Origin of the sequence: Clostridium subterminale (assembly GCF_039521425.1) — a bacterium.
Taxonomy (GTDB): Bacteria; Bacillota; Clostridia; order Clostridiales; family Clostridiaceae; genus Clostridium_J; species Clostridium_J subterminale.
Genome location: NZ_BAAACI010000001.1, coordinates 128,419 through 151,864, shown reverse-complemented (window position 1 = coordinate 151,864; position 23,446 = coordinate 128,419). Strand labels below are relative to the sequence as shown.

The 23,446-nt window shown below is 29.3% G+C and carries 31 protein-coding genes, 1 other RNA gene and 1 pseudogene; 5 read left to right on the top strand and 28 right to left on the bottom strand.

The window, feature by feature from the left end; translation table 11 throughout:
* Positions 1-404 precede the first annotated feature (404 nt).
* Together ABDZ93_RS00875 and ABDZ93_RS00870 are read right to left on the bottom strand one after the other, a co-directional pair.
* Complete coding sequence (locus ABDZ93_RS00875; RefSeq protein ID WP_343822758.1) at positions 405-1,016, bottom strand: helix-turn-helix domain-containing protein; 612 nt, start codon at positions 1,014-1,016, stop codon at positions 405-407.
* Positions 1,017-1,193: 177 nt separating this feature from the next.
* A complete protein-coding gene (locus ABDZ93_RS00870) occupies positions 1,194-1,604 on the bottom strand; it encodes a VOC family protein (RefSeq protein ID WP_343822756.1) in 411 nt (136 codons plus the stop codon).
* Positions 1,605-1,967: 363 nt separating this feature from the next.
* Between ABDZ93_RS00870 and ABDZ93_RS00865 the strand changes: the two genes are divergently transcribed.
* The gene (locus ABDZ93_RS00865) at positions 1,968-2,750 is read left to right on the top strand and encodes a class I SAM-dependent methyltransferase (RefSeq protein ID WP_343822754.1); all 783 of its coding nucleotides are present in this window, start codon (positions 1,968-1,970) and stop codon (positions 2,748-2,750) included.
* 187 nt (positions 2,751-2,937) lie between these two features.
* Here ABDZ93_RS00865 and ABDZ93_RS00860 read toward each other — a convergent pair whose 3' ends face one another.
* The 10 genes and pseudogenes from ABDZ93_RS00860 to ABDZ93_RS00815 form a co-directional block, all read right to left on the bottom strand.
* Complete coding sequence (locus ABDZ93_RS00860; protein WP_343822752.1) at positions 2,938-3,387, bottom strand: GNAT family N-acetyltransferase; 450 nt, start codon at positions 3,385-3,387, stop codon at positions 2,938-2,940.
* A gap of 20 nt (positions 3,388-3,407) precedes the next feature.
* Positions 3,408-3,623: a hypothetical protein gene (locus ABDZ93_RS00855; protein WP_343822750.1), complete on the bottom strand. Its 216-nt coding sequence runs from the start codon at positions 3,621-3,623 to the stop codon at positions 3,408-3,410.
* 260 nt (positions 3,624-3,883) lie between these two features.
* On the bottom strand, positions 3,884-4,618 hold the full coding sequence (locus tag ABDZ93_RS00850) for a hypothetical protein (RefSeq protein ID WP_343822748.1): 735 nt from the start codon (positions 4,616-4,618) through the stop codon (positions 3,884-3,886).
* 347 nt (positions 4,619-4,965) lie between these two features.
* Positions 4,966-5,524: pseudogene (locus tag ABDZ93_RS00845) on the bottom strand (hypothetical protein).
* Between the two features lie 308 nt (positions 5,525-5,832).
* Entirely contained in the window at positions 5,833-6,240 is a 408-nt protein-coding gene (locus tag ABDZ93_RS00840; protein ID WP_343822746.1) for a DUF3795 domain-containing protein, read from the bottom strand.
* Entirely contained in the window at positions 6,237-6,665 is a 429-nt protein-coding gene (locus ABDZ93_RS00835) for a DUF3788 domain-containing protein (RefSeq protein ID WP_343822744.1), read from the bottom strand. Before ABDZ93_RS00835 ends, ABDZ93_RS00840 begins: the two co-directional genes overlap by 4 nt.
* A gap of 243 nt (positions 6,666-6,908) precedes the next feature.
* Positions 6,909-7,139, bottom strand: a complete 231-nt coding sequence (locus ABDZ93_RS00830; protein WP_343822743.1) for a hypothetical protein — start codon at positions 7,137-7,139, stop codon at positions 6,909-6,911.
* Between the two features lie 18 nt (positions 7,140-7,157).
* Positions 7,158-7,301, bottom strand: a complete 144-nt coding sequence (locus tag ABDZ93_RS00825; protein WP_343822742.1) for a hypothetical protein — start codon at positions 7,299-7,301, stop codon at positions 7,158-7,160.
* A 279-nt stretch (positions 7,302-7,580) separates the two neighbouring features.
* On the bottom strand, positions 7,581-8,069 hold the full coding sequence (locus ABDZ93_RS00820; RefSeq protein WP_343822740.1) for a GNAT family N-acetyltransferase: 489 nt from the start codon (positions 8,067-8,069) through the stop codon (positions 7,581-7,583).
* Positions 8,062-8,502 (bottom strand): pyridoxamine 5'-phosphate oxidase family protein, encoded by a 441-nt coding sequence (locus ABDZ93_RS00815; RefSeq protein ID WP_343822739.1) that lies wholly within the window; start codon positions 8,500-8,502, stop codon positions 8,062-8,064. Before ABDZ93_RS00815 ends, ABDZ93_RS00820 begins: the two co-directional genes overlap by 8 nt.
* A gap of 153 nt (positions 8,503-8,655) precedes the next feature.
* On the opposite strand from ABDZ93_RS00815, the gene ssrS reads away from it, so the two are divergent.
* A non-coding RNA gene (ssrS, locus tag ABDZ93_RS00810) (6S RNA) lies at positions 8,656-8,850 on the top strand.
* A gap of 177 nt (positions 8,851-9,027) precedes the next feature.
* On the opposite strand, the gene aroF is transcribed toward ssrS, so the two are convergent.
* From aroF to ABDZ93_RS00750, 12 genes are all read right to left on the bottom strand, one after another.
* The gene (gene aroF, locus ABDZ93_RS00805) at positions 9,028-9,831 is read right to left on the bottom strand and encodes a 3-deoxy-7-phosphoheptulonate synthase (protein ID WP_343822737.1); all 804 of its coding nucleotides are present in this window, start codon (positions 9,829-9,831) and stop codon (positions 9,028-9,030) included.
* A gap of 41 nt (positions 9,832-9,872) precedes the next feature.
* Positions 9,873-11,519: a hypothetical protein gene (locus ABDZ93_RS00800; protein WP_343822735.1), complete on the bottom strand. Its 1,647-nt coding sequence runs from the start codon at positions 11,517-11,519 to the stop codon at positions 9,873-9,875.
* Positions 11,503-12,084: a (d)CMP kinase gene (cmk, locus tag ABDZ93_RS00795; RefSeq protein ID WP_343822734.1), complete on the bottom strand. Its 582-nt coding sequence runs from the start codon at positions 12,082-12,084 to the stop codon at positions 11,503-11,505. The genes ABDZ93_RS00800 and cmk overlap by 17 nt, the downstream gene beginning before the upstream one ends.
* On the bottom strand, positions 12,072-12,395 hold the full coding sequence (locus ABDZ93_RS00790) for a GNAT family N-acetyltransferase (RefSeq protein WP_343822732.1): 324 nt from the start codon (positions 12,393-12,395) through the stop codon (positions 12,072-12,074). Before ABDZ93_RS00790 ends, cmk begins: the two co-directional genes overlap by 13 nt.
* Positions 12,396-12,614: 219 nt before the next feature.
* Positions 12,615-12,941 carry a hypothetical protein gene (locus ABDZ93_RS00785; RefSeq protein WP_343822729.1) on the bottom strand — a complete coding sequence of 109 codons (327 nt, stop codon included), beginning with the start codon at positions 12,939-12,941 and terminating at the stop codon, positions 12,615-12,617.
* Between the two features lie 230 nt (positions 12,942-13,171).
* Positions 13,172-13,807, bottom strand: a complete 636-nt coding sequence (locus tag ABDZ93_RS00780) for a class I SAM-dependent methyltransferase (RefSeq protein ID WP_343822728.1) — start codon at positions 13,805-13,807, stop codon at positions 13,172-13,174.
* 304 nt (positions 13,808-14,111) lie between these two features.
* Positions 14,112-14,504 carry a GNAT family N-acetyltransferase gene (locus ABDZ93_RS00775; protein WP_343822727.1) on the bottom strand — a complete coding sequence of 131 codons (393 nt, stop codon included), beginning with the start codon at positions 14,502-14,504 and terminating at the stop codon, positions 14,112-14,114.
* A 38-nt stretch (positions 14,505-14,542) separates the two neighbouring features.
* Entirely contained in the window at positions 14,543-14,848 is a 306-nt protein-coding gene (locus ABDZ93_RS00770) for an HAD family hydrolase (protein ID WP_343822724.1), read from the bottom strand.
* 86 nt (positions 14,849-14,934) lie between these two features.
* Positions 14,935-15,891, bottom strand: coding sequence for a hypothetical protein (locus ABDZ93_RS00765; RefSeq protein ID WP_343822722.1), 957 nt, complete (start codon positions 15,889-15,891; stop codon positions 14,935-14,937).
* Positions 15,892-16,093: 202 nt separating this feature from the next.
* Positions 16,094-16,345, bottom strand: a complete 252-nt coding sequence (locus ABDZ93_RS00760) for a hypothetical protein (RefSeq protein ID WP_343822720.1) — start codon at positions 16,343-16,345, stop codon at positions 16,094-16,096.
* 143 nt (positions 16,346-16,488) lie between these two features.
* On the bottom strand, positions 16,489-17,286 hold the full coding sequence (locus ABDZ93_RS00755; protein ID WP_343822719.1) for an ABC transporter permease subunit: 798 nt from the start codon (positions 17,284-17,286) through the stop codon (positions 16,489-16,491).
* Positions 17,287-17,288: 2 nt separating this feature from the next.
* Positions 17,289-18,176: an ABC transporter ATP-binding protein gene (locus tag ABDZ93_RS00750; RefSeq protein ID WP_343822718.1), complete on the bottom strand. Its 888-nt coding sequence runs from the start codon at positions 18,174-18,176 to the stop codon at positions 17,289-17,291.
* A gap of 241 nt (positions 18,177-18,417) precedes the next feature.
* Here ABDZ93_RS00750 and ABDZ93_RS00745 point away from each other — a divergent pair, with 241 nt between their 5' ends.
* Positions 18,418-18,747 (top strand): hypothetical protein, encoded by a 330-nt coding sequence (locus ABDZ93_RS00745; RefSeq protein WP_343822716.1) that lies wholly within the window; start codon positions 18,418-18,420, stop codon positions 18,745-18,747.
* Positions 18,748-19,071: 324 nt separating this feature from the next.
* On the opposite strand, the gene ABDZ93_RS00740 is transcribed toward ABDZ93_RS00745, so the two are convergent.
* Positions 19,072-19,377: a spore coat protein gene (locus ABDZ93_RS00740; protein WP_343822713.1), complete on the bottom strand. Its 306-nt coding sequence runs from the start codon at positions 19,375-19,377 to the stop codon at positions 19,072-19,074.
* A gap of 4 nt (positions 19,378-19,381) precedes the next feature.
* A complete protein-coding gene (locus ABDZ93_RS00735; RefSeq protein WP_343822711.1) occupies positions 19,382-19,597 on the bottom strand; it encodes a hypothetical protein in 216 nt (71 codons plus the stop codon).
* A gap of 333 nt (positions 19,598-19,930) precedes the next feature.
* On the opposite strand from ABDZ93_RS00735, the gene ABDZ93_RS00730 reads away from it, so the two are divergent.
* The gene (locus ABDZ93_RS00730) at positions 19,931-20,065 is read left to right on the top strand and encodes a hypothetical protein (protein WP_343822710.1); all 135 of its coding nucleotides are present in this window, start codon (positions 19,931-19,933) and stop codon (positions 20,063-20,065) included.
* Here the strand turns inward: ABDZ93_RS00730 and ABDZ93_RS00725 are convergent.
* Complete coding sequence (locus ABDZ93_RS00725) at positions 20,043-20,462, bottom strand: GNAT family N-acetyltransferase (RefSeq protein WP_343822709.1); 420 nt, start codon at positions 20,460-20,462, stop codon at positions 20,043-20,045. The genes ABDZ93_RS00730 and ABDZ93_RS00725 overlap by 23 nt on opposite strands.
* Before the next feature lie 712 nt (positions 20,463-21,174).
* Positions 21,175-22,236, bottom strand: a complete 1,062-nt coding sequence (locus tag ABDZ93_RS00720; RefSeq protein ID WP_343822707.1) for a cell wall-binding repeat-containing protein — start codon at positions 22,234-22,236, stop codon at positions 21,175-21,177.
* 544 nt (positions 22,237-22,780) lie between these two features.
* Between ABDZ93_RS00720 and ABDZ93_RS00715 the strand changes: the two genes are divergently transcribed.
* Positions 22,781-23,041 carry a hypothetical protein gene (locus ABDZ93_RS00715; protein WP_343822706.1) on the top strand — a complete coding sequence of 87 codons (261 nt, stop codon included), beginning with the start codon at positions 22,781-22,783 and terminating at the stop codon, positions 23,039-23,041.
* Positions 23,042-23,446 lie beyond the last annotated feature (405 nt).

Sequence of the window (23,446 nt, the reverse complement as noted above, 5' to 3'; positions counted from 1 at the left end):
AATACATCCCAATAACGTATATTTTAATTGTAAATCATTGCTCTACGTAAGGTGCAAGTCTAGTTGTAAAATTTATTATTTCGTCATATGTAATTTTAGCTCGAAATTTCCTTGAATCCTGAATTTCTTTGCCTATGAATGATATTTATAATGGGAAATTATTTTTACATAAAGTGTTATAAACTTCATGCAGCAATAATTTTACTGCTTTTACTACCTTTAACGCCTCTCTTGTGGGCTTTGCGAGGCATAGTGAAAGTTGTACTTTTTTTGTGGTTGCCTTTAAAAGATTCTCTAAAAAAGCCTCGTCAATTTCCCACAACAGAGTGATGTATAATTCAAAAAAACTTGAAATATTATCTAATCTATTAGATAAATTGGAATTTGTTAGCTTAGCATTATGCTCATTTTCTTTGTTGCTTTTTCAGAATAATATAACTAAAAATCAAAGTAATGATATATACAACAATAAATACCGCAATGGCATAAATATCTGTAGGATAAGGAGAAATTACCTGTCTGCATAATAACGAAATCGCAATAGAAATTGGCATAAATAGACCAAGGGCTAAATTAGCGAAGTTTATTACAAGTGGTATTTTTGATTGAGAATATATCTTTCCAATGAAGTAACCTACAATACCGACAATTTGTATAATCATTCCACCCCAAATAGCTTCAGCAGATTGCTCTTCATACCAACCGCCAAATGCGCAAAATAAACCGATTGCCAAAAATGCTACAGAAGATATTAATAAAATTTGTGCGGTAACATCATTTTTGTTCCTTTGAAGTGTAATTTTGCTTATGCTGATCTCTTGTTCATCTTTCAAAAGATAATCTGTTGTTACATCAAAAATATTGCTTATTTGTACAATTTTTTCCACATCAGGATTTGATTCACCGAGCTCCCATTTTGAAATAGCTTGCCTTGATACATTAATTTGTGTAGCAAGTTGTTCTTGAGACATACATTTTGATTTTCTTAATAATTGTAGTTTTTCCCCAAATGTCATAAAGACCACCTCCTGTTTTCTTGCTTTTAGTTTAGCATTTTGCTCAGTTGCATTCTACCAAAGAGACCTTGAACTTTCGCAACTGCCAGTTGCAGGTCTTATTCAAAGCTATTTTCAGATAAGTATATTTGTCACGTCATTTAAGAAGATAATGAACTAACTAAACTCAAATTATGATTATTCTGTATTGTTGGTATCGTCATTACCTGAACATATTTCAATAAGGTTTCCTTCTGGGTCTGCAACATAGCAGATTCGCATACCATAAGATTCAGTAGTAGGCCTATAAATTGGTTTTGCTCCTGCCTTTATAACACGTTCAAATTCTATGTCTACATCAGAATACTTAGGAACGTCAAAACAAATCTCCATATTACCGTTTATGCCTTTACTCCAATGAAATACCTCAGGTATAGAATTTTCAAAACCTTCTCTTGTGCTTAAAATAAAATGATGAATTTGTCCTTCCATTTCGACGACTGCAAATCCACTACCATCCCAATTTATATTTAACCCCATTACATCTTTATAAAATTTGACCATGGTTTCCATGTTATTTACATATAATCCAATTGCTCCAAACCTCATTGTTATACCCCCATTAAATTAAATATTCTTCAATCTACAATATCTAAAAATTACACACTAATCAATAAACTAATTATAACATTATTTGAATATAATGTTATAATTAGCTTGAATAAATTTCATTAACCATTCCTTCTGCTATATCAATACATGTAACCTCTCCACTCTTTCAAACTTTCTCGGTTGCTGAAAAATAAAACGGATAATCATTCTGTAAATTACAACCATTAGTGTATAGTGGTTATTTGCAAGTAATGGTATAATTCAGTTATACATAATACAATGTTACATATGAAAGTTGTAAAACAACTCAATAAATAATAATTTGACCAGGAAATTATTTATATAATGGGAGGGTAAAAAATGTCAATGATTAAAGGTTTAGAAACCACATTTAACTCTGTTTACACTGAATACGACAAGTGGCGTCCTACTTATGTTAAAGATCTATATGATGATATTTTTGATGTAAAAGAAATAAATCCGTCAAGCAATGTGCTTGAGGTTGGAATAGGAACTGGACAAGCTACGTTGCCAATACTTAAAACAGGTTGTAGTTTAACTGCAATTGAATTAGGTGACCAATTAGCGGAATTTTCAAAACATAAGTTTAAAGATTATGATAAATTTAATGTTAAAAATCTTGCATTTCAAGATTTTGAGTGTCCTTCTAATTCATTTGACCTCATCTTTTCAGCATCAGCCTTTCACTGGATTCCTGAAGATATAGGATATACCAAAGTATTTGACATACTAAAAAGCGGTGGTATTTTTGCACGATTTGCTAATCACCCATACAAAGATAAGAAACGCAATAACATACATATTGCATTTGAAAATATATATGCAAAGTATATGCCTGATTCATTAGGTGGAGATGAATATAGTGAGGAAAATGCTAAAAATATAGCAAATATAGCTTACAAATATGGATTTATAGATGTAAGTTATAGACTCTATCATAGAACAAGAACTTTTACAGCTGACGAATATACATCATTATTGGGTACTTATTCAGACCACATTGCTATTGAAGAAACCACAAGAATGAAATTTTTTGATGAAATAAAAGAAGCAATTAATGACAACGGTGGTATTATTACTATATGCGATACAATAGATTTACAACTTGCAAGAAAACCATAACTTCCTGTTATGAGAATAACAGGAAGTTCGCTAAATTCCAATTTGTAGAATTAATTTACCCACTTTTGCTCTTAGCGGGGGTTTTGTCGAAAATGTTGGCTCTCCCCCTCAAAGAACATAATTTAATCTCTACTTCACATATGCTAAAATTATTCATTTAAATCTATTTGCTAAATTGGAATATATATTATATAATTCTTTTACAATACTCTATTTCATCATCATTTCTACTTATTTCACAATAACCAAATTTTTTATATAAATGTTGATTGCCAACACTAAATACTGGAGTAGATAGAAACCATTCTTTTATATCTGGATATGTTTTTTCAATCAATTCCATTACTCTATAACCATAACCTTCTCCTTGAAATGATGGTTCTATTACAAAATCCTCGAATCTCATCTTATTATCATCTAAAGGGATAAGGAACAATGCCCCTATAATTTGATTATCTAATTCAATTTTGTAAGCAATAAAGTTTTTGATAATATAAATTTGAGACTCGACCTTATCATAACCTGGAGGTCCTCCATTTCTACCTAAATATGTGTTAATTTCTTTATTATAAGCAATAGTCTTTATTTCTGTTATGGCTTGTGCATCCTCCAATTCAGCACGTTCTATCATTATCATAAATACCTCTCCTTTTAGTTTTATTTAAATTTCTTTTTTAACCTTGGTATATCTTTTAAGTCAATCCATTCTTCACTATATCCACAATCACAACATACATATCGTGGTACTTTTACATATGAAAAAATCGTAGCTCCTATTGGAATATTATTTCCAGTGCCATATCCTTTTACGCTTCCCTCTATTCTAATTATATTTGCTCCGTTACACTTTGGACACCCTTTTCCTGTTTTCATAAATTTACTCCCCTACAAATAAATTACTATTCATATTCTAGTTTAGCAACTAACAGCTTAATGTAATTATATACCATAGGTTCCATAATTAATATAATAATTATTAGTACCATACTATCCAATTTTCAAAGAACAATTTATATAAGGATGCATGGTTGTCCTACACACTTGGTCTGAATTTTATTGAATTACGAAATAAAAAATACCGCATATTCATTTGAATAATACGGCATCTATTTTTAATTTTATTTTGTAATAAATTAATATTGTTTAGTTATTTCTTCGTCTATAAGTCCAAAATGTTTAGCCAATGCACTCAGCGTCTCTTCCTTAGTATCAACTCCAATATTATCTCTAACTAGTGTAAAAAAGCCACTATTTTTATATTCTTCATAATGTTCTTGGCTATTTACCCTTGCAATTCCTTCTAAATAATTAGCCATAGTCTTTTCTGGATTTTTAGACTGCATAATTTGTGCTTTTATAAATTTTTTATCAGCATCATCTCTATCAAAAAACTGTCCTACAGCCATTGATTGTGGTGATAGCATAATTGCAACTTGATTGTAATCAGCGATATTTTTTAATAATTCTATTGGGATATTTGTATCAACGATAACTTTTCTGTCCTTAGACACTCTAATTAATTCTGCTATTTCAAATTCTGCAATCTCCAAATTACTTTCCACAATCCATTTTTCATATGATTCAGGACTTCTATTAACAAACTCCTGCCAATCTTTCATGGTTTCAAAATAACAAACATTAGGAAATAAGTCTGGCTTTGCAATTTTACTTGTCATATTAAAATGGTAATTTTCTTCACGTGAAATTAAATTGTACTTTTCCGCAAGCCGCTTAACCATTGTTGATTTTCCAGCATAAGCTGTACCAGTAATAAACATTACATTTTTCAAACAATATTTAATAATACTATCATCTATTTTCATATTTTTAGCTCCTTTTTCACAACAAATAAACCTATGTGTTTTCATAAGTTTTTACAAATAACTATTTTTATTAATTACTAACGTAATTTATTGTTGTTGAATAAAAGAAAACTCATATGATTTCACTCCTCAAAATTTAATAATCTACTCTAATACTATTATAAATTTATTATAACATATCCTGTAAATACCGTACTATTCAATTTTCAAAGAACAATTTATATAAGGATGCAGGGTTGTCCTACACATTTGGTCTGAATTTATTTGAATTGAGCACTAAAAAATACCGTATATTCATTCTTGAATAATACGGTATTTTCATTAATTTAATATTTAAATCTATCTTGGTAATACTTTTTAATTAGTTATTTAACTTACTCGATAAAGTGGATTTAGCGAACACAGATTATACTTGTACTATTACCTCCTTTTTTGTTGTACATCACAACAGTTACAATTGAAACAATAATAATCATAGCATTTGCGACAACAGTTCCTACCCAAGTCATAGTCATGGTGCCAAAGATGGGGGATGCTGCATTGAACATGGTATGGAATAATAAGCCCCCCAGGTAGAGAAAGGAAGAATGTATAAAATGGAAGCACCATTTCCGTACGACCTGAAACTGCAATATGTATCAAAAAATACAGAGCAAGCCCTGCAACAACGAACAAATAGAGGGAAATTTTATTTTTAAAATAAAAAACAGTTTTCAACCATTCCTTAAAATCTACTATTTTGTTATTCTTCTTCAAAACGATATATGAAGCAATAGCGGGTGACAAAATATAGATTGCAAAAGGAATGTTCATCCCGAATTGCTGTAACGAGTGAACCCAATTGTAAACCGAATATCCGAACTGCCCAAGAGTAATCAAAGCACCTGACACAACATAGGCTATGCAAAATGTCAGCATGGTAAATTGTACTATAATTTTTTTATCTGTCATGATTTCTTCACCTCACATTTTGAAGTATTCGTTAAATTTTAATGGATGGACGATTTTACGTTTCACCTAATGTTTGCTTTCTGCCAATTCAAAATTAAGCTCTCAGAAAATATAACTAATCTCCATTACAAATTCTTGTTTATTCAGTAGTTTAATAGCCAATTAACTCACATAATACTATTATATTAAAACTCACCTCTTTTCTTTTTATACCTTTTTCTGTGTATAACATATTAGTAACTTTGTTGATAATTCGCCATAAATAAAAAGTCCGAAATAAAGTTCTACCTAAATTGACGATTTCCATATTAAAATTTATTTTTCTTATACTCGTCAATTCTTGATTTATTATCATAAGCAAGTAAATACTCATTATATTTAGAAGCATCATAGTTTTCTCCTAATTTTTCTTTTGCTTCATTTGCTGAAAGTCCTTGCCTTTGATTAAAAGTGGAACAGGGATATTTGTTACATTCTCCACAATGATTTAAATTTTCTTCTATAACACATTTTCTTACAGGACAATTGGTATCAATAAGTTTTCGATTTTCTTTTTCACATCTACATCCATCACAATGTATATCTTCTGCTAAAATATCAAGGTCATAATAATCCTTCCATGCTTTTGAAAGTTCTTTTCGCTGGTCATTTTCTTTTATATTTGGCTCAAATGCTTTGCATAAGTCGCAACAATATCCACATCTTGTTATATTCATGATAATTGCGCTCTCTTTCTATTTGGTTTTTTCTTTATACATAATAATCTTTCTATATCTGCGATTACTGTGTTACTTATTATATCTAAATATAACCATTTCCCATCATGATACTGGCGAGTATTATCATAGAAATTATTAATATATTCAGAGAAGTCTTTCCTTGCAGTTTCAAATTTTTCTCGTTCATTCTTTCCCAATATAATTAAAACTCTCATACCTTTTTCTCTTGGATACAACGCACAAAATGTTTTTCCACTCTTACGATATTTTAATTCAAAGACACCTGTTTTCCCGCCATTATCCCATAGCATATCCATATCGTAATTATCCTTAATGAAGTTATTGATAGCACACCAAGTTTTAAATACATCCTCTTCCATTAATTGATTCAATTCCTCTTCTGTTGGTACTTTTTCAAGCATAAGTATATCCCCCTTTTTATAAATTCAAATAATTGAAACTTATATAATCATCATTGTCTCCTATAGATAATTATGTATATTTATTACCTTGATAGGTTCACAATATCTTACAATTTTTCATTTGCAAACATGGTTACATATACTTATTATAGCATAATTACAATAAAATGTATGCATGTAAAAAGCACCCCTATAAAGAGATGCTTTAAATATTGTCTTTTACTAATTCTTTATATTAAATAACTATTTTAACAATTCCATAATCTTTTTAATATCAAAATCCTTATCTTGGATTTTGTAATATTTTTCCTTATATTGATCTTGTTCTCGAAAACCAATTACGTTATCATCATAAAATGTAATAGAAAATACACCTTCAGTATAAGTAGTATATTCATCTTCATCATAGCTTGCTATAAATTCAAGACTATATTTATACCAATCCTTAGGCCTCCTAGCTTTTTTACAAGACAACTCATCAATTATACTGACTCACTTATCCACTTCGCCATCTTTAGTATTATCTATCCAAGTTAAATTATCTAGTAAATCTGAATCTATTTCATTTTCTAGTATATAGGTATAGTCATATGCACGTACTTGTTTATAGGTGTAGTCATAGTTGGTTTTTGACATTAAGTTTTTTGTAGGAAGAATATATGGTATGTCAATCCATACAATTGTAGCAAAGAAAATGAAATAGATGTAGGGTACCCATATATTCTTAGGTATTTCATTATTTTTTTGAATTGCGCACTAAAAAATACCGCATATTCATTTTGAATAATACGGTACTGTAAATAAATTATTTAATTGTATATTAGTTTCGCCATTTAAGAAAGGTACGACATAACTGAATAAAAAATATGTTATATCAACCCTACAAATTGGAATTTGATAAACTTCTCATTATACTCATACCTCTTTTTGATAATAAACAGATTCCTTATCTCTGTGCATTTCCAAATATCCAAGCTTTTTATAAAATGAATTTGTTCTTATATTCCAAACCGGAGTTTCTAAGCGCCATGTTGTAATCTTGGGAAACATATTTTCAATATATTTCATTGATTCTAATCCTAAACCTTTTTTATACTCTTTTGGATCTATAAATATTCTTCCCACATACATAATCTCCTTATTTCTTTTATCCTGAAATAAAACGGCTCCGCCAATGAGATAATCCTCCTGCTTTATAGTGTATAAATTATGACTTAACATCATTTTTTTATGCCATTTTTCAGAATCATAATTGGGTGGCCCTCCTACCTCATCGGCACCTACCATTACGTCTGTATCGAAAGCTCTCTTTGAAATATTAGTTACTATTTTGATTTCTTCTGGACTCGCTAACTTAATATCCAATTCACTCACCATCTTTCTTAAAAATCTAATATTATCCAATTCTATAACTCTTTTTATTTAGTACATCTATATATTCACGCCCATTATTATTCCAACACTCAACTTCAGTAATATCTACTTCAATGAGTACCGTATTTTTATATTTAGCCCAATACATAAATTCCTTATCAAGATGCTCACATCTCTCTAAAATTTCTTTATTTTCATCACTTGATGGATGTCCTAATACGACTGCTCTTCCTTGTATTTGTACATTATTAAAACACATTGCCACTAAAGGATTTTTAATAATTTGTTTATATTTCGCATAGGCTTTCGAAGTCATAAAATATATTTTCAATTCATTTGATGTGCAGTAAACAGTTCTAGCAGTAACTTTTCCATTTTCGCAGGTTGCTAATACAACATTTTTCTGTTCTTTCAATCGATCAATTATTTTAGCCCTCATCTCTGTATATTCAAGACTCCTCATTACTTTTCACCTCAAAAAATATAAATAATCTTCTCTACAAATTGCTATTTATAAATCATTAATTCATCATATAATACCACTATGACTTAACTCATAAAAAAAGTGTATCATACTAACCGTTTTATTGCACTAATTTCCAATATGCTATAGTTAATATTTCCGAAATATGCGTTAAGCTCTTATTTTGAACCTACATTTAAATTTAGGGAGTTCAATATTTAAATGAGGAAATGTACCCTTCTTATGAGTCCTTTTTTACGGCATTGAAGGCAATTGAGACATCTGTGAGGGCACCCACCTATCGAGGGATAGGCTTCAAAATTAGAGTACCGGTATTTTGGATTTAATTTAGAAATTATAAGCCAATGCTTAATAACGTTAAGCACTGGCTTTTGTTTATGTTTATAATATAATTAAATCAGCAACTTCTAAATTTTTCATTTCATCTTCTAATTTATGCATTTCACTTTCTATTTGGTGAATTTCCTCAAAAGCTAAGTTTAAAACATCAATAACCGTTTATATTTAATATAACGATTCATATTTTTTTGCTAAGCAGACTATTTTCGCCATACTCTCTATAGAAACAGTTTGCCTAGCATCAGATATTGATTTTTCAGGATTTATATGACTTTCAATCATTAAACCATCAGCTCCAGAGCATAATGATGCTATTGACATTTGAGGTACTAATTCACTTAATCCTGTACCATGACTTGGATCAACAATAATAGGTATTCTATATTTTTGTTTTATAGCTGCAACAATAGATAAATCCAATGTATTTCTTGTAAATGATTCAAATGTTCTTATTCCTCTTTCACATAATACAACATTAAGATTTCCTTGAGACATTATATATTCAGCGGCATAAATCCATTCCCTTAAAGTGGCACTCATCCCTCTTTTCAATAAAATTGGAACATCTTTGAGTTTTCCTACTTCCTTGAGCAAACTATAATTGTACATATTTCTTGAACCAATTTGTATCATGTGGCAATGTTTCAAAACGATATCTATATCTTTGATATCCATTACCTCCGTAACTACTGGTAAATTATTTTCCTTGCCAACTTCATATAATATCTTGAGACCTTCATATTGGAGTCCTTGAAAAGCATAGGGTGAAGTTCTAGGTTTAAAAGCACCACCTCTTAAAATATCGACTCCAATTGCCTTGAGACTCGTACCAATTTGCATCATCAAATCCATATTTTCCACAGAACACGGTCCTGAAATCAAAACTTTTTTCTTTCCACCGATAATAACGTCTCCTACTTTTACAGTAACGTTTTCACCACTAGTTTTATCTGCAAGCAACTTTTCCATGTCAATCCCCCTTGTTATCTCAATCATAAGACCAATTCTAATTATGATAATGGAAAGTATGTTTGAATAATTGTCAATGCTTCTCTAGGCTCTTTTTTTGCTGTTAATTCAAATACACTTTTATCATTATTAATATCAATATTATTTTGTAATACTACCTTTGGATTGGTTAATAAATGTTGTATACATTGTTCTTTGTAACCATTTTTAACCAATAATTCACCAAAAGCTGTTTCAACAATTTTAATTTTGAAAAGGGACTCCATTTCTGAAATTCCTTCCAAAGGCCCATTACTTAAATGCACAATATTTTTTAATCCATTTAATAATAGTTTATCCATTGGGTCAATATTAAGAGGAATTTCACCAATTGTAGCATCTTTCCTTATACTACCCAAAATGCAATTACCTCTAGGATTATCATCATCACCTGAAAGACATTTTCTTAACAATTCCCATGAAGAACTTTTCGAGTTTGAATTTCTAATAATACAAGCTATGGTAATTACTTCTTGTGGTTCCTTAAATAATTCGATTAAGCTAGGTACGTATCCATTTAATATAATAGTAGGTTTTCCATTTCGAATTCGAGAATCTCTAATAGGGAAAACTGTACGCGCTCTCCCAACCTTATTTAAACCAAAACATAGATTATTTCTAAACCATACTATACTTTTATTATCATTATCAATAATATTTTTGGGAACCTTGTACCATTTATTTGCTTTTTTCAGTGTCAATCCATCCTCATCAATTTCTATACTATCAATAGAAAACTTTTTTTTCAATTCTTCAAAAGAAATATCTGGTCGTGAAGTGCTCCATATTTCATTAATTTCATTTTCAGTTAGCCCATACTCGGTAATCAACTTCCTTGCTGGAACTACCATATTTTTAGAAAATTTCTCATCAAAAAAAAATTCAAATTCTGGAGTATCATATATTTTCTCGATATTATCCATAATGTAACTAGGTATGCTATCTGATTCATAGCCACTATATGCTTCTTTATAGAAGTTAGTTAATATATCAGGATATTTTTCAAAGTATTCTCCACTTAAAAATTTCATAGCCACTATTTCATAACCAAAATAATTTATTCTCTTTAATAATTCAACTATTGTATCAAAATTTTCAGCAATAGGTGGTTTAAAAAGCATAACCGCTTCTTTCAACTGCATAATATTATCATTGGAATGTTTTTTAAAACTAATTAGTTCCTTGTAATATTTACGTTTTTCTTTTACTTCCTTTAAAGCAACCGAAATTCCTTTTGTATTTATAAGATCATCATGAATCATAAAAACGTTATGAAAAGAATTTTTATGATTAACTTGTGAATAATAAAGTTTTATTAAAAACTGCCATATGCTAGGCATATTATAGTATTCCCATGATAACTTTATTTGAGGTATGTCAAGGAAAATAGATTCCCATACTTTAGCCTCCTCTTCTGAAATTGCCTTATTAGCTAATATCCCCATTACATTTAAAATATCTATATCTATTAATTTTATATCTTCAAATTTAATATTATAGACATCAATAACATTGTTTTCCATAAATACTTTGTGAGTTTTATGCACATTACGTATTTCTTCATAGATATTATAAGTCTTTAAATTTGTTAACTTGCAATTTAATTCATTACAATAGTTAATGTAATTAACTTCATAATTTTGTTTCATCGTTATTACTCCTTGATTCTATCTTGTTTATAATCTCCTTAAGTATTATTTCACATACTTCTTCAGGAATAATAGTTGAAGAATCAATATAAATTGCATTTTCCACACATTTCAATGGAGCATATTCTCTATTAGTGTCTAAGAAATCTCTCTCTTTTATTTGATTAGTAACGTAATCTAAAGTAATGTCCTTTTTTTCAATTCTCCATTCATTGAACCTACGTGTTGCCCTTTCTTCAATTGACGCATCCAAATAAACCTTTAAAAATGCATTTTGAAACATGGCACTTCCTGTTGCCCTTCCCTCTATTAGAATGTTTTTTCCATTAACTAACTTGTGTAATAGTTTAGTTAACTCCTTATGTATTGTAGGAGATGAGGCAATTTTAGAGGATGCCTTTGAAATTTCTGGTGTTCTAATATATTCAGATACATCCTCTCCATATAAATATATTTTAAATTGATTATCTAAATAAGAAAAATCAATTTTAGAATTGTGAATAAGATGAATAAGTTCATCTTCACTATCTATATTAACTTTCATTTTTGAAGCTAATAAGGCCACTGTTCTAAACACAGGTCCACAAGTTTTTTACCTATGCCTTTTCCTCGATATTCTTCTTTCACAGCTAGGTCTTGGATTGTTGCTGTCATTACTTTATCTGATACGACCCTTACCATAGCTACCATATCTTCCTTATCCCATACAGTGAAAACCCATGATGAATTTTTAAAACAGATTTCATACTTTTCATCTAGCCATAACGGTTGACTTGCAGACACCCAACCAACCTCATTGTACATTTTTTTAATTATATCTCCCTTAATTCCATCTGCACCTTCTCTAATAATCAATCCCTTATAATATTGATACATTAAATACCCTCCTAAATTAATTTGAACGCAATTTCCTAAATTTTTTCATTTTTAATCATAAATATAATACTTATTATAGCATGATTACAATAAATTGTATGTAAATAAGCACCTCTATATAGAGATGCTCTAAAATAAATAGCTTTGATTTTAAATCAAAGCCATTTAATGATAAGTATAATTATTTTATAATAACTATATAAAAAATATAGGATCGTATTATTTTATGCCTGCATCAATATGTACTTCACCATCACCAACTATTACGATTTTATATTCAGATTTAAGAGAAACTAAATAATGTCTTGATGATTTAGGTTCTAGATATAAGACTTGTGTGTTAATGTTATTTTCATTAAAAACAATAACAGAAACACTATATGCTGATATATTTTCAACATGGTAAGAACCATCTTTTGAATGATTAAAATCCGATATTTTATAAAAACCCTCTTTATACATATTTCGTGAAGATGCATAAGTTGTAATAGGTGTACCCAATATAGTAGTTACTAAAATTAATAAGATTACAATATATTTTTTCATATAATAGTCACCTCTCGGTGATATTTTATGTAGTATTAATAATAATATGCAATTATTTATTTATATCATTTTTGCACTATAAAATAGGAGCTATATAAAATGTGCCCTATAAGGTGGATAAATTAAGAAGAAGGCAAAGTTTAGGTGTTAACTAAAAAACTTATGAACAAATTCAAAATAAGAAGAGTGTGAATTATCCTAACTAATAATTATTATCATTAGCTTTATGATTATCCTCGTTTTCTCCCTAAATAGTAATAGCCATTTGATTTATTTCCATTCATAGTTGTATATACCACCTGATTTAAAATCAATTTATCAAATAGCTGCACGCATTGCTCAACCCATTTTATATCGTGATGCCTAACTACAGCACCTTCAGGTAATTCAAACACACCATATTTTTGGTATTTATCTTGATATAACTTATAACGTTCTATATTGCGTTCATCTGTATTTAGTAAGAAATCATTGATATACAGAATCCCATTAGGTTTCAAAACACGCTCTATTTCTTTTAGCAAGGCTACCTGTTCTTTATCATTAACAATACACGTTAGCACTGCAAATAAAATAACCGCATCACAGCTTTCACTATCTAATTCAATCTTATCTCCTTGCATTACCCTCAAATCTAAATGAGGATATTTCACCATCCCTCGCTCGATCATTTTCTCTGAGAAGTCAATTCCTATTAAATTGCCATACCCTTCTAGATTTAACTGTTCTAATGTTCTTCCATAACCACAACCTACATCTAGAATAATACCTTCCTTATTAACAAATTTAGCAAACTCTTCAAAGTGAAAAGGTGTTGTAAAATCTTTTTTTTCTGCGACAGTATTCCAATATTTCTTCTGCGTCATGACAAACCTCCTAGTTTCTTTTTATTGAATTATAATCTATTATAAAGTATTGTATAAATAACCTTTACTTAGTCTTATGTTACATAAGATTGTGTTTATAATGTCCTTAATGCTTTGTTCCATTCAATATAAAAATCAACAATTGAATTATATCTTTTAACCCTATCAATATTTATGGATTTAATTACGATATCAAAGTGAAACAGGCTTTTTATCTTCCCATATATAATTGCTTATTATTTATTAATTTAATTTCATTACCTAATTTAAGAAACTTTCAATTTAAAGAAATTTATAATTGCAACTACTTTTCCATTAAGTATGCTGAACATGAAACACTAAAATCACATTGTTCATATAATTTTTTTGCACCAATGTTATCAATATCTACATATAGCCTAATGCCTGTAGCACTCTTTTCTTGCCTTAATGCCTCTGCCTTTTTCATTAATTCATAGGCAAACCCATTTCTGCGATATGAAGGATGAATCCATAATTCATCAACATAAACATGTCTAAAACCATTGTATTTACTAACTTTCGGCATATAAATTAATGAAATCCAACCAATATATCGTCTTTCCACTTCAACCACATATATAAACAAATTAGGATTTGACAATTCATTTATAATACTTTGCTGAATTGCTTCTTTCAATGGTAATCTTTCACTACCATTCATTCTCCAATATATCATTATCAGTGATTACTACACTTTGTCTAACATGCCTATTTTTATCTAATTATTTCTAATAATTCATTTAGGGATTTAATCTCAATAAAATTATTGTTATTAATATGGTTATCATGTTTGCGGTTTATAAAAACAGGTGTAAAGCCAAATTTTTCAGCCCCAAGAATATCAGCTTCAAAGTTATCGCCAATGAAGTAAACCTGTTCCATTTCGATGGTAGTATCATACTTTTTAATATCATCAAATACAATTTTAAATAAATCTTTATGGGGCTTCCTTATCTTATAATCCGCACTAAAATGTATATTAGCAAAATATTTTATGTAGATAAGATAAACCTGAATCAAAATCAAATTTAATATCATGAAGCAATGTATCAAATAAATCAAAGACAATAGCTCTAATTTTAACCATAAAACCCCTCCTCAAATTACTATTTATCTAGCCTTGATAATATTTTTTGTATCCTAACCGTACAGTCAATCTTTCTATTAACATGTTCTCTCCATGAATGAGATAAAGGAAATTGAATATTATCTTTAACCAATTGTCCCATATCCCAAAATCCGTCTTCTGATATATTGTCATTTACCCACTTAACAAAATATTGAAGCTTCGGTTTAGCACCTGTATAATTACTTAATAATTCATGTACATTTATATACCTGCTTGCAGTTTTTGAGTAAAAATTACCCGGAGGTATTTTTGAGCATCTATCATAAATATAATATATTCCTTTTCTAGATTCGATTATATAATCTAAAAACTTCGATTCAATACGACTAGACAACATTCCATTAAGTATAGACACAACATAAAAGTTATCAAATCCCCACAGATACTTTTCTTTAGATGATTTGTGAATATCATAATATGCTTCTTTATAAGCATTATGGTTATATTCATCTTCTAAAAATGCGTGGGTAATAATTCTTGACCAATCTTTAGCTATTCCTCTAGCTAAATCATTAGTTGAATCAAATATTAATATCCATGTTGCTACAAACAATCTTGTCAACATAGCCCAGTCATGTTTTTTCTCCTCACGGTCTCTTAAAGTCAATTCTCCATTTAAATATTTCTCCATATAAATAATCGCTCTCTGAATCACTTCATCATTCTTATCCAGCCCTAATATTAATAATCTTCTTAATGCTTGTTCTGTGGTAATTGATGATTGAGAAGATTGACTCATACTATGAAACTGTCCCCATGACCCATCGTTCCACTGAAGTTGTATAATATCCTTAACCCATTTTGTTTGGATGACCATGCTTTTAGCAATCATTAATTCTTCATTTTTACTATCTAGCTTTAACACATCACGCATTAAAAGATATCTAGGTATCGGGTCTAAATCGAAATTTAGAAGTTCCTCCACTTTTAGCATGCTTCAATCCTCCTTTTAGCTCCGTTGCTTAAATGCATTTGTATATATGCTTTTTTTACATAATGATTGCTTTATGGTAACATATTCTATAAAATACCATAAATTCCTCTGAAACAAAAGAAGCCTTGAAGGATTTCTCCCCATAGGCTCATACTATTTCATCTTAAATTATAGTTAAATAATAATATAGTAAGTTTTTAAATTATTCCTTCAAAATTAATATTCTAATTATTCCAAGGGCTATTGGGGTTATAGAACCAATTAAAATTAATCTAATTGCTACCTTAAGTTCATCTAAAGTTTCTTTACTAACTGTTTCCTTATTTTCTATCTCTGTATCCTTTTGCTTTTTAAGTTTCTTGGAAACCTTTATATGCCTTATATATCCCAAAATTGCTATACAATAAAACATTATTGATAATGGATATAAAGATAATATTAGTATATCCCTCAAATATATACCCCCTTATATGGTAATGCGTAACAATTTACAATTACTCCCTTATATACTTATTATAACATAACTTAAATAAAATGTATAAAAGCACCTCTATATAGAGATGCTCTAAAATAAACAGCTTTCTTAATTCAAAAAAACTATAATGGTAGTCTTCTCTTTTTAAAAATCAGCACACTAGCAACGAAAAGAAAAATAATTATACCAATATAGATAAGATTAATACCCAATATATCACTACCTTGAACCAATTTTACTGGATCATAAAAACCATAAATAGATATACTTTTCAATATCTCCATATCTTCTGATGCGCCACCTAGCATATTCATAAGAATAAATGCTATTGGAATGCCTGCCCCAAAAGCAAGTGACAATTTTGTTTCATTAAACAAGCATGAGAAGAAAAAGCTAATCATCATTACAACCATATTAACAAGCATTGTTGTGAAGTTTAGACTTAAAAATTGCCTAATGTCCAAGCTGCCTGAAAACATAACTTCACTAAATATAACACCTACTCCAAATAAGGCTATAAACAGCACTATTATAGAAACTAGCGCATAGATACCTTGTGTAATTATGATTTTGGATCTTGAATTAGGTGTGGATAGAAGATATACAAATGAACTATTATCTACCATCCTTGCCACTAGTCTATTTCCGAGAATTATGCAGTAAACCATAGGAAATCCAAACATTAATAGTCCATAAAGCCAACTTGCAAGATAACCTGTAAGGTCTGTAACAACATTTGTGAAACCCATAGCTTTCATTATATCTTCTGGAAGCAATTTAAGCATGGATGTCAGCGCTTCCATATCGTTAGGGTCATACATGGAAATCATTATAGTCATGTACATAGTCAGCACCCCAAAGAAAATAAGGAGTAGTGTCCAGTTCTTTTTTAATGTAGTTTTAAATAATGTAAAACTCATAACTATTTATCCTCCTTACTATAAAACTGCATGAAAATATCTTCTAGGGATTGAGATTTAACATCAAAACTCAGTACAGTAGATTGTGCTAAGGTCTTAATGAAAGAATCAACATTTTCTCCAGTTACGAAAACTTCAAGTGCATTATCAGCTGTAACGCTGACCTCAAAACCTCTATTCTTAAGAAGACTTAAAGTAGTAGAAACATCGTCAGGTTTTATTATAAAGCCTTTACGTTGAGCGTTTTTAAGAGTTTGTACATCGGATTGTTTAACAATTCTGCCATCCTTGATAATTAGCACATTATCACAGGTTTTTTCCACTTCTTCAAACATGTGACTGGACATCAAGATAGTTTTACCATTAGCCTTTTCATTTAATATAAGTTCAACAAATCGATTTTGCATAAGAGGGTCAAGTCCACTAGTAGGTTCGTCTAAAATAAGCACATCAGGATTATGCATAAAAGCAGTAATAATACCTATTTTTTGCTTCATACCCTTTGAATACTTTTTGATTTTGCCTTTTGGTTCAATCTCAAACATTTCCATTAGTTGCTTTTGTCTTGATGTATCCTTTGTTCCTCTCATTTCGTTCATAAATTTAAGGAATTCATCCCCATTCATATCGTTAAGAAATGCAATTTCACCAGGTATGTATCCAAGAATTTTTTGAATTTCTGGAGCACTTTTTATACAATCAAGTCCACCTATTGTACAGGCCCCACTATTTGGCTGCATAAAGCCCATTAAAGCACGAATTGTAGTTGTTTTCCCAGCACCATTTGGACCTAAATAACCCATAACTTCTCCTTTTTTTACAGAGAAGTCCAAATCAAAAACTCCTTTTCCACTTGGATATTTTAATGTAAGTTGCTTTACATCAATCATAAAAATCCTCCTTATTTTATGATAGTAATAATCTATAATTGTCCACTTATAATCATAATATCTTAAACTTATTATAGCATAATTACAATAAAATGTATCAAAATGTAAAAATAACCTCTACAAAGAGGTACTCTAAGCAAGCTTTGTTAAATTTTTACACTAACTAATTCATTTCTCTAATCCACAAATTTGCATATTATTCTTTCAATTACACAAACTAAAGGTGAAAGGTGGTTGTGCTATGAAAAAATTTACTGCCATATTGTTAATTTCAATTACATTGGTATTAAGCACTTTTGCTTCAACACGTGTATTTGCTGAAAATGTATTTACAGAGGGTGTTTATAAAGCAACTGATTTCAACTTATCCCCAAATGAAACTTATGTGGTTCAAAATATTTCACCAGATAGTAGTGTTTTTCTTACTCTTTATGATGAAAATCAACTTATAATACAATCTATACGTCTTGAACCTAAGTCAGCTAAGTATAATTTAATTCCTCTTAAGCCTGACTATAGAATTGTTATAGTTGGTAATGGTCAAATATTTATTGATAAAGGGACACAATAGGGTGTCCTTTTATTGTTATAATCTTTATACCTTTGACTCCATCTTATCAATGTCTTTACTTAACATATCTACTCCACTTATAATTTAAGATCCTACAAGAAACTTCTGTACTTCTATCAAAAAAATCTTTGCAGCTTTATATTTTATAACTTTCAAAGTAATGCCCCCTATGCACAATATCCTACAATTATTGATTTACATTTTTAACACTACAACCTTATCATTACATATTTTATATACAAAAAATAAGAGGTACTGTCCCACCTAGAAGTTACTTTCTATTGTGTAACAGCCTCTTACAATTAATTATAATAGATTTTTAAGTTATTGTTCAGTTTGATCAGTTACAGTTTTTGATTCATTATAAGTGTCAGTCAATTGTTGCATAGGTGAATTATAAGGGTTAGCCCAACCTTTGTTTACAGCTAATTCTGTAAGAGCAGTATGCCCTCCAACTATTTGATTTAAGCCGGAAGAATATATGGATCTTAACTCTGGAGTACTACTTGTTAATGTAGCATTAAGATAAGCGTCAGCTGCAGCTTTTCCAGAAGAAAGCATATTTGTAGATATAACCTCATCATTGATATTAATGTTATTCTTAATTAGGTTTCCAACTAAATTTGCCATTCCATTATACCTCCCTTGGAACTGTTACTTGATTTTCATTAATAAATTGTTGTAATCCTTTTATCCTACCCTCTGATGCTAGTGTACTAGATTCACCTTGTCTTTTTAAATTTTCATCTGTTATTAGTGCATTCACTGCTCTTTGTACAATTAATCCATCTTGCTCCATCTTCAATAGTGATGTTAAAGATAGTACTTCTGCTTCTGAAAGTTTTCTCATGTTCTTACCTCCTCTAAATATAACTTATAAGCACTTATATTATGTGATTTTAAGAAGATTAATAAACATGTTATATTTATCCAACTCAATTTCAGATAAGTATCATTTGTTTTTTACGAGGTGGGTCTGATAAATATAATACTTATTATAGCTCAACTACAATAAGATATATTAAAATACAAAAAAGCACCTCTATAAAGAGATGCTCTAAAATAAACAGAGTTCTTTGCTTCAGAGGGAGTATTCACTCCCTCCGAAGCTTACTAACAGACTTCTTAGTATCAGTATTTTCGATACTTAGAAGTCGTTGTCCTTTAGGGGAAATCGTTATCCATGGACGTAACAGCTCTTTACTCCAACTTTGAAGAAGATTGGAGTATTAGAGCTGATAATCATCGGATAAACAGCTTTGATTTTAAATCAAAGCCATTAAAATCTTGTAACTCTATGCATCAAAATTGTATTTAACAAATGCAACCCCTTCAAATTCACATGATGTCAACATACCATTTTCTCTATAAAAGGCTTTAGTTTTTTCTGTATTATCAGTCATTAGTACAATTTGCCTAATATGCTTATATTTATCTAATACTGATTGTAAAAGGTAATTTCCTATGCCTTGTCTTTGATACTTTTCTTTTACTAAGATATCCTGTATATATATAATGGAAGCATCATCACCAACAACTCTAATTAATCCAATTAACTCTTCCCCATCAAAAGCTCCAATATTAAATAATGAATTTTTTACTGCCCTGAATAGTTTATCTGGTTTATCCGAATATACTGTCCACCCAACATTTTTATATAATTCTATCAATTGTTTTAATTCAAATGTTCCATTTTCTTTATATTTTATATTCATTTTTTATTCTCCATTTCATATATATTTGAACTTGCTACTTTATGTGGAGAATTAAATTCTACCACCTACTAATAATTTCTTAATTTACTCATTATCATATTTCTCCTTTTACTAATATTTTAAGTAACTGTTTTTCAATAATTTTAGTGTCTCCTTAAAGAAAGATACGACATACTAAAGCTAAAGTTATGTTATTTTAACTCTACAAATTGGAATTTGCCATCATGTAATAAGGTCATAGCTGAAGTACCATTTTTATATCTGATTCCAAATACTTGTTATTCTCAAGAGATACTTCCTTGAACCCATATTTATTGTACAGTCCGATAGCAGGTGTAAGCTTATGATTGGTGTATAACTAAGTGATAAATTACTATTTGACTAAAGATTATATGAACAATCTTTACTTGGAGATTTATTACAATTATCCATCTACAATCATAAATATATATACTTATTATAGCACAGTTACAATAAAATGTATAAAAATATAAAAAGCACCTCTATATAGAGATGCTCTAATCAATCTTCATTAAATTTTTATCCTAATTAATTCATTTCCCTAAGCACAAATATGCTAATGTTCTCTTAAATCGTAAATCATTTCTCTATTGTCTACTTCTATCGACACAGGTCTATATCAAATCCTTGATATTACTACGTTTTCAATTTTACTTTTCACTTGGTTACAGCTATGCTGGTAATGGTCCTATTAGGCCATATCAGAAACATCCATGTTACCCATCATTTCATGTTCAATAGATAAAGTATCTTCAATTTTGATTTGAACATTATATGTTATTTGACTGGTATTTCCTAAGATAAATCCATGCATAAAAGGAGGACGAGGCATATCCTTTGGCGGTAATGGTTTAATAGATTGTAAATAATTAATTACCGATTGAGGGACTGAGTCCTTTTCTATTAATAAAAGTGGAGAATGTTTACCCATATGTGCCAGTATCACACCTGAAATTATTGCCATGGGATTACTTAAGGTTCCAAAGGTAAATGCATGACCTTCTCTGTAGTTTCTTCCCCACCCAAACTTAGTTATAGGATTCTCATATTTTGCAAAGTTTATAGCTATATCGTAGGGAGTATTACCATCAATTCTATCGATATGATTTATATTATTTAACTGAGACAAAGCTGACTCTACAGCTTTCGATACGGTTTTAGTTGAACCTATAATATAGGCATTTATATTATGCATTTTTCTTATGGCTTCGAGTGTACAACTTGGAATACTATCCTTTTGAACAAAAAGAATTGGATCACCGTGGTGAGCTGACCAAAAGGCTGAAACAATCCCTTCAGAGAAATACTCACCAGACATTATAAGTATATTTTCAAATTTTTTTCTCTCACCAGGTATTTTACAAGCTGTTTCATAATGGTTTCGGCCGGTTACTTGATACGTTCTAAGTCCTAACCTATTCAGTTCTAAAGCCACATTTCTGGAAATATTACCAACCAAAATTACCTGTATACCTTTATAGCCCATTGGAGATAATCTTTGAATTTCAGCTAATGTTTCATTATTTAACATATTTCTATCTGTAAATAAGATTGGAGCATCAATAGGGAAGTGTACTAACGGAGAAGCTGCTATTCCATCAAAAACTTCACTCCTATTTACTAAGATTACTGCATTTGGCTTCATGCTTGAAAAGCCTATTTTTGATATTTCTACTGCAGTATTTATAGGATCAGTTCCACATATTCTTGTAGTGTTTAAAGTGATTGGGCAAGTTTTTAAATTATAGTCCATATATTTTCCTCCAGAGAAATTTATCTATTAACATAATATAATTCTTATAAAATTTAGTTCCAAATTTAAAATTACATATCACTTTTATAATGAGACATGGGTTCATTTTTATATTAATAAATGAATGCATAATTTTATGATAAAAGTAAAAAATAGACCATGCTTTAGACAAACTATTTATTAATACTTAAAAAAAGCAAAAAGAGCATTTCAATTATTATTATTTTAGGCTCAATTTATTTTTTTCTAGAAGTGAAATGATTTCTACTGGTGTAAGCCAAAACCCTTCTTTTATAGAAGTTATAAAATTTATATTACATGCATTATTTTAATCAATAATATAAATATATAAACATATCAGAGTTAGAGTTAATATTATCTATATATAAGTAAATTAGATATCCATAAACCATTGTAGAATATGAAGGGGCTTTCACAAAATATATTACTAGTCTTATATAAAATATTGAAGATGCACTTTAATATTTATTTAGATTAGCTTATTTTGCGAAAGCCCCTTTTGATTTACACAAATCCAACTAAGATGCTAACAGTTAATATAAAGAATATAAATCCTGTCATTATGATGCTTATTACTACTGAAAAGAGTCCTCTAAACAATAGTATCAAGTTATTAGATGTGGAAAGTCCAAGTATCCCTATTATTAGTGTAACTATAGAAAGTATCATAACTATAAATATTGGATGTACATGTAATAGATCCATTGTAAAGTTAATTACCTTATTTGATGATATTGATAAAAAGAATAACATTATACATATTAATGATAAAATGAATGAATAAAAATTTAACTTTGATTTCATACCGAGTCTCCTTATAAATCTCTAGCAGTGTAAAGTGTTAATATATAACACTTTACTTTATCGTCTTATAATTTACAATTTTACCATATTCTCTAGCCTCATCTATTAACTTAAATTTAAAATTCTATATATATTTAGTAAAATTTCATAAATCAGCATTTAGCCAGTATTTCTGCTAATGTAAATTAGACCTTCCAAGTTATTTTTTATGGCTATAGTTACATATCATGAGTTTTAGCATAATTCTTCATAACCCAAAAATCCATCCTCCTTAAGGTAACCATCCGTGTCCATGTGTCCATGTTTTCCCTATATATACGTATATAGGTATATATATCTATCATTATTTATATTATTAATATACTCTAATAGAATATCATGGACA

Bases quoted from the DNA above. Each gene is read 5' to 3' on its own strand.
- ABDZ93_RS00875 (WP_343822758.1), bottom strand. From the start codon at position 1,016: ATGACATTTGGGGAAAAACTACAATTATTAAGAAAATCAAAATGTATG.
- ABDZ93_RS00870 (WP_343822756.1), bottom strand. From the start codon at position 1,604: ATGAGGTTTGGAGCAATTGGATTATATGTAAATAACATGGAAACCATG.
- ABDZ93_RS00865 (WP_343822754.1), top strand. From the start codon at position 1,968: ATGTCAATGATTAAAGGTTTAGAAACCACATTTAACTCTGTTTACACT.
- ABDZ93_RS00860 (WP_343822752.1), bottom strand. From the start codon at position 3,387: ATGATAATGATAGAACGTGCTGAATTGGAGGATGCACAAGCCATAACA.
- ABDZ93_RS00855 (WP_343822750.1), bottom strand. From the start codon at position 3,623: ATGAAAACAGGAAAAGGGTGTCCAAAGTGTAACGGAGCAAATATAATT.
- ABDZ93_RS00850 (WP_343822748.1), bottom strand. From the start codon at position 4,618: ATGAAAACACATAGGTTTATTTGTTGTGAAAAAGGAGCTAAAAATATG.
- ABDZ93_RS00840 (WP_343822746.1), bottom strand. From the start codon at position 6,240: ATGAATATAACAAGATGTGGATATTGTTGCGACTTATGCAAAGCATTT.
- ABDZ93_RS00835 (WP_343822744.1), bottom strand. From the start codon at position 6,665: ATGCTTGAAAAAGTACCAACAGAAGAGGAATTGAATCAATTAATGGAA.
- ABDZ93_RS00825 (WP_343822742.1), bottom strand. From the start codon at position 7,301: ATGTCAAAAACCAACTATGACTACACCTATAAACAAGTACGTGCATAT.
- ABDZ93_RS00815 (WP_343822739.1), bottom strand. From the start codon at position 8,502: ATGAGGAGTCTTGAATATACAGAGATGAGGGCTAAAATAATTGATCGA.
- aroF (WP_343822737.1), bottom strand. From the start codon at position 9,831: ATGGAAAAGTTGCTTGCAGATAAAACTAGTGGTGAAAACGTTACTGTA.
- ABDZ93_RS00800 (WP_343822735.1), bottom strand. From the start codon at position 11,519: ATGAAACAAAATTATGAAGTTAATTACATTAACTATTGTAATGAATTA.
- ABDZ93_RS00790 (WP_343822732.1), bottom strand. From the start codon at position 12,395: ATGTATCAATATTATAAGGGATTGATTATTAGAGAAGGTGCAGATGGA.
- ABDZ93_RS00785 (WP_343822729.1), bottom strand. From the start codon at position 12,941: ATGAAAAAATATATTGTAATCTTATTAATTTTAGTAACTACTATATTG.
- ABDZ93_RS00780 (WP_343822728.1), bottom strand. From the start codon at position 13,807: ATGACGCAGAAGAAATATTGGAATACTGTCGCAGAAAAAAAAGATTTT.
- ABDZ93_RS00775 (WP_343822727.1), bottom strand. From the start codon at position 14,504: ATGATATATTGGAGAATGAATGGTAGTGAAAGATTACCATTGAAAGAA.
- ABDZ93_RS00765 (WP_343822722.1), bottom strand. From the start codon at position 15,891: ATGCTAAAAGTGGAGGAACTTCTAAATTTCGATTTAGACCCGATACCT.
- ABDZ93_RS00755 (WP_343822719.1), bottom strand. From the start codon at position 17,286: ATGAGTTTTACATTATTTAAAACTACATTAAAAAAGAACTGGACACTA.
- ABDZ93_RS00750 (WP_343822718.1), bottom strand. From the start codon at position 18,176: ATGATTGATGTAAAGCAACTTACATTAAAATATCCAAGTGGAAAAGGA.
- ABDZ93_RS00745 (WP_343822716.1), top strand. From the start codon at position 18,418: ATGAAAAAATTTACTGCCATATTGTTAATTTCAATTACATTGGTATTA.
- ABDZ93_RS00740 (WP_343822713.1), bottom strand. From the start codon at position 19,377: ATGGCAAATTTAGTTGGAAACCTAATTAAGAATAACATTAATATCAAT.
- ABDZ93_RS00735 (WP_343822711.1), bottom strand. From the start codon at position 19,597: ATGAGAAAACTTTCAGAAGCAGAAGTACTATCTTTAACATCACTATTG.
- ABDZ93_RS00730 (WP_343822710.1), top strand. From the start codon at position 19,931: ATGGACGTAACAGCTCTTTACTCCAACTTTGAAGAAGATTGGAGTATT.
- ABDZ93_RS00725 (WP_343822709.1), bottom strand. From the start codon at position 20,462: ATGAATATAAAATATAAAGAAAATGGAACATTTGAATTAAAACAATTG.
- ABDZ93_RS00720 (WP_343822707.1), bottom strand. From the start codon at position 22,236: ATGGACTATAATTTAAAAACTTGCCCAATCACTTTAAACACTACAAGA.
- ABDZ93_RS00715 (WP_343822706.1), top strand. From the start codon at position 22,781: ATGCTAACAGTTAATATAAAGAATATAAATCCTGTCATTATGATGCTT.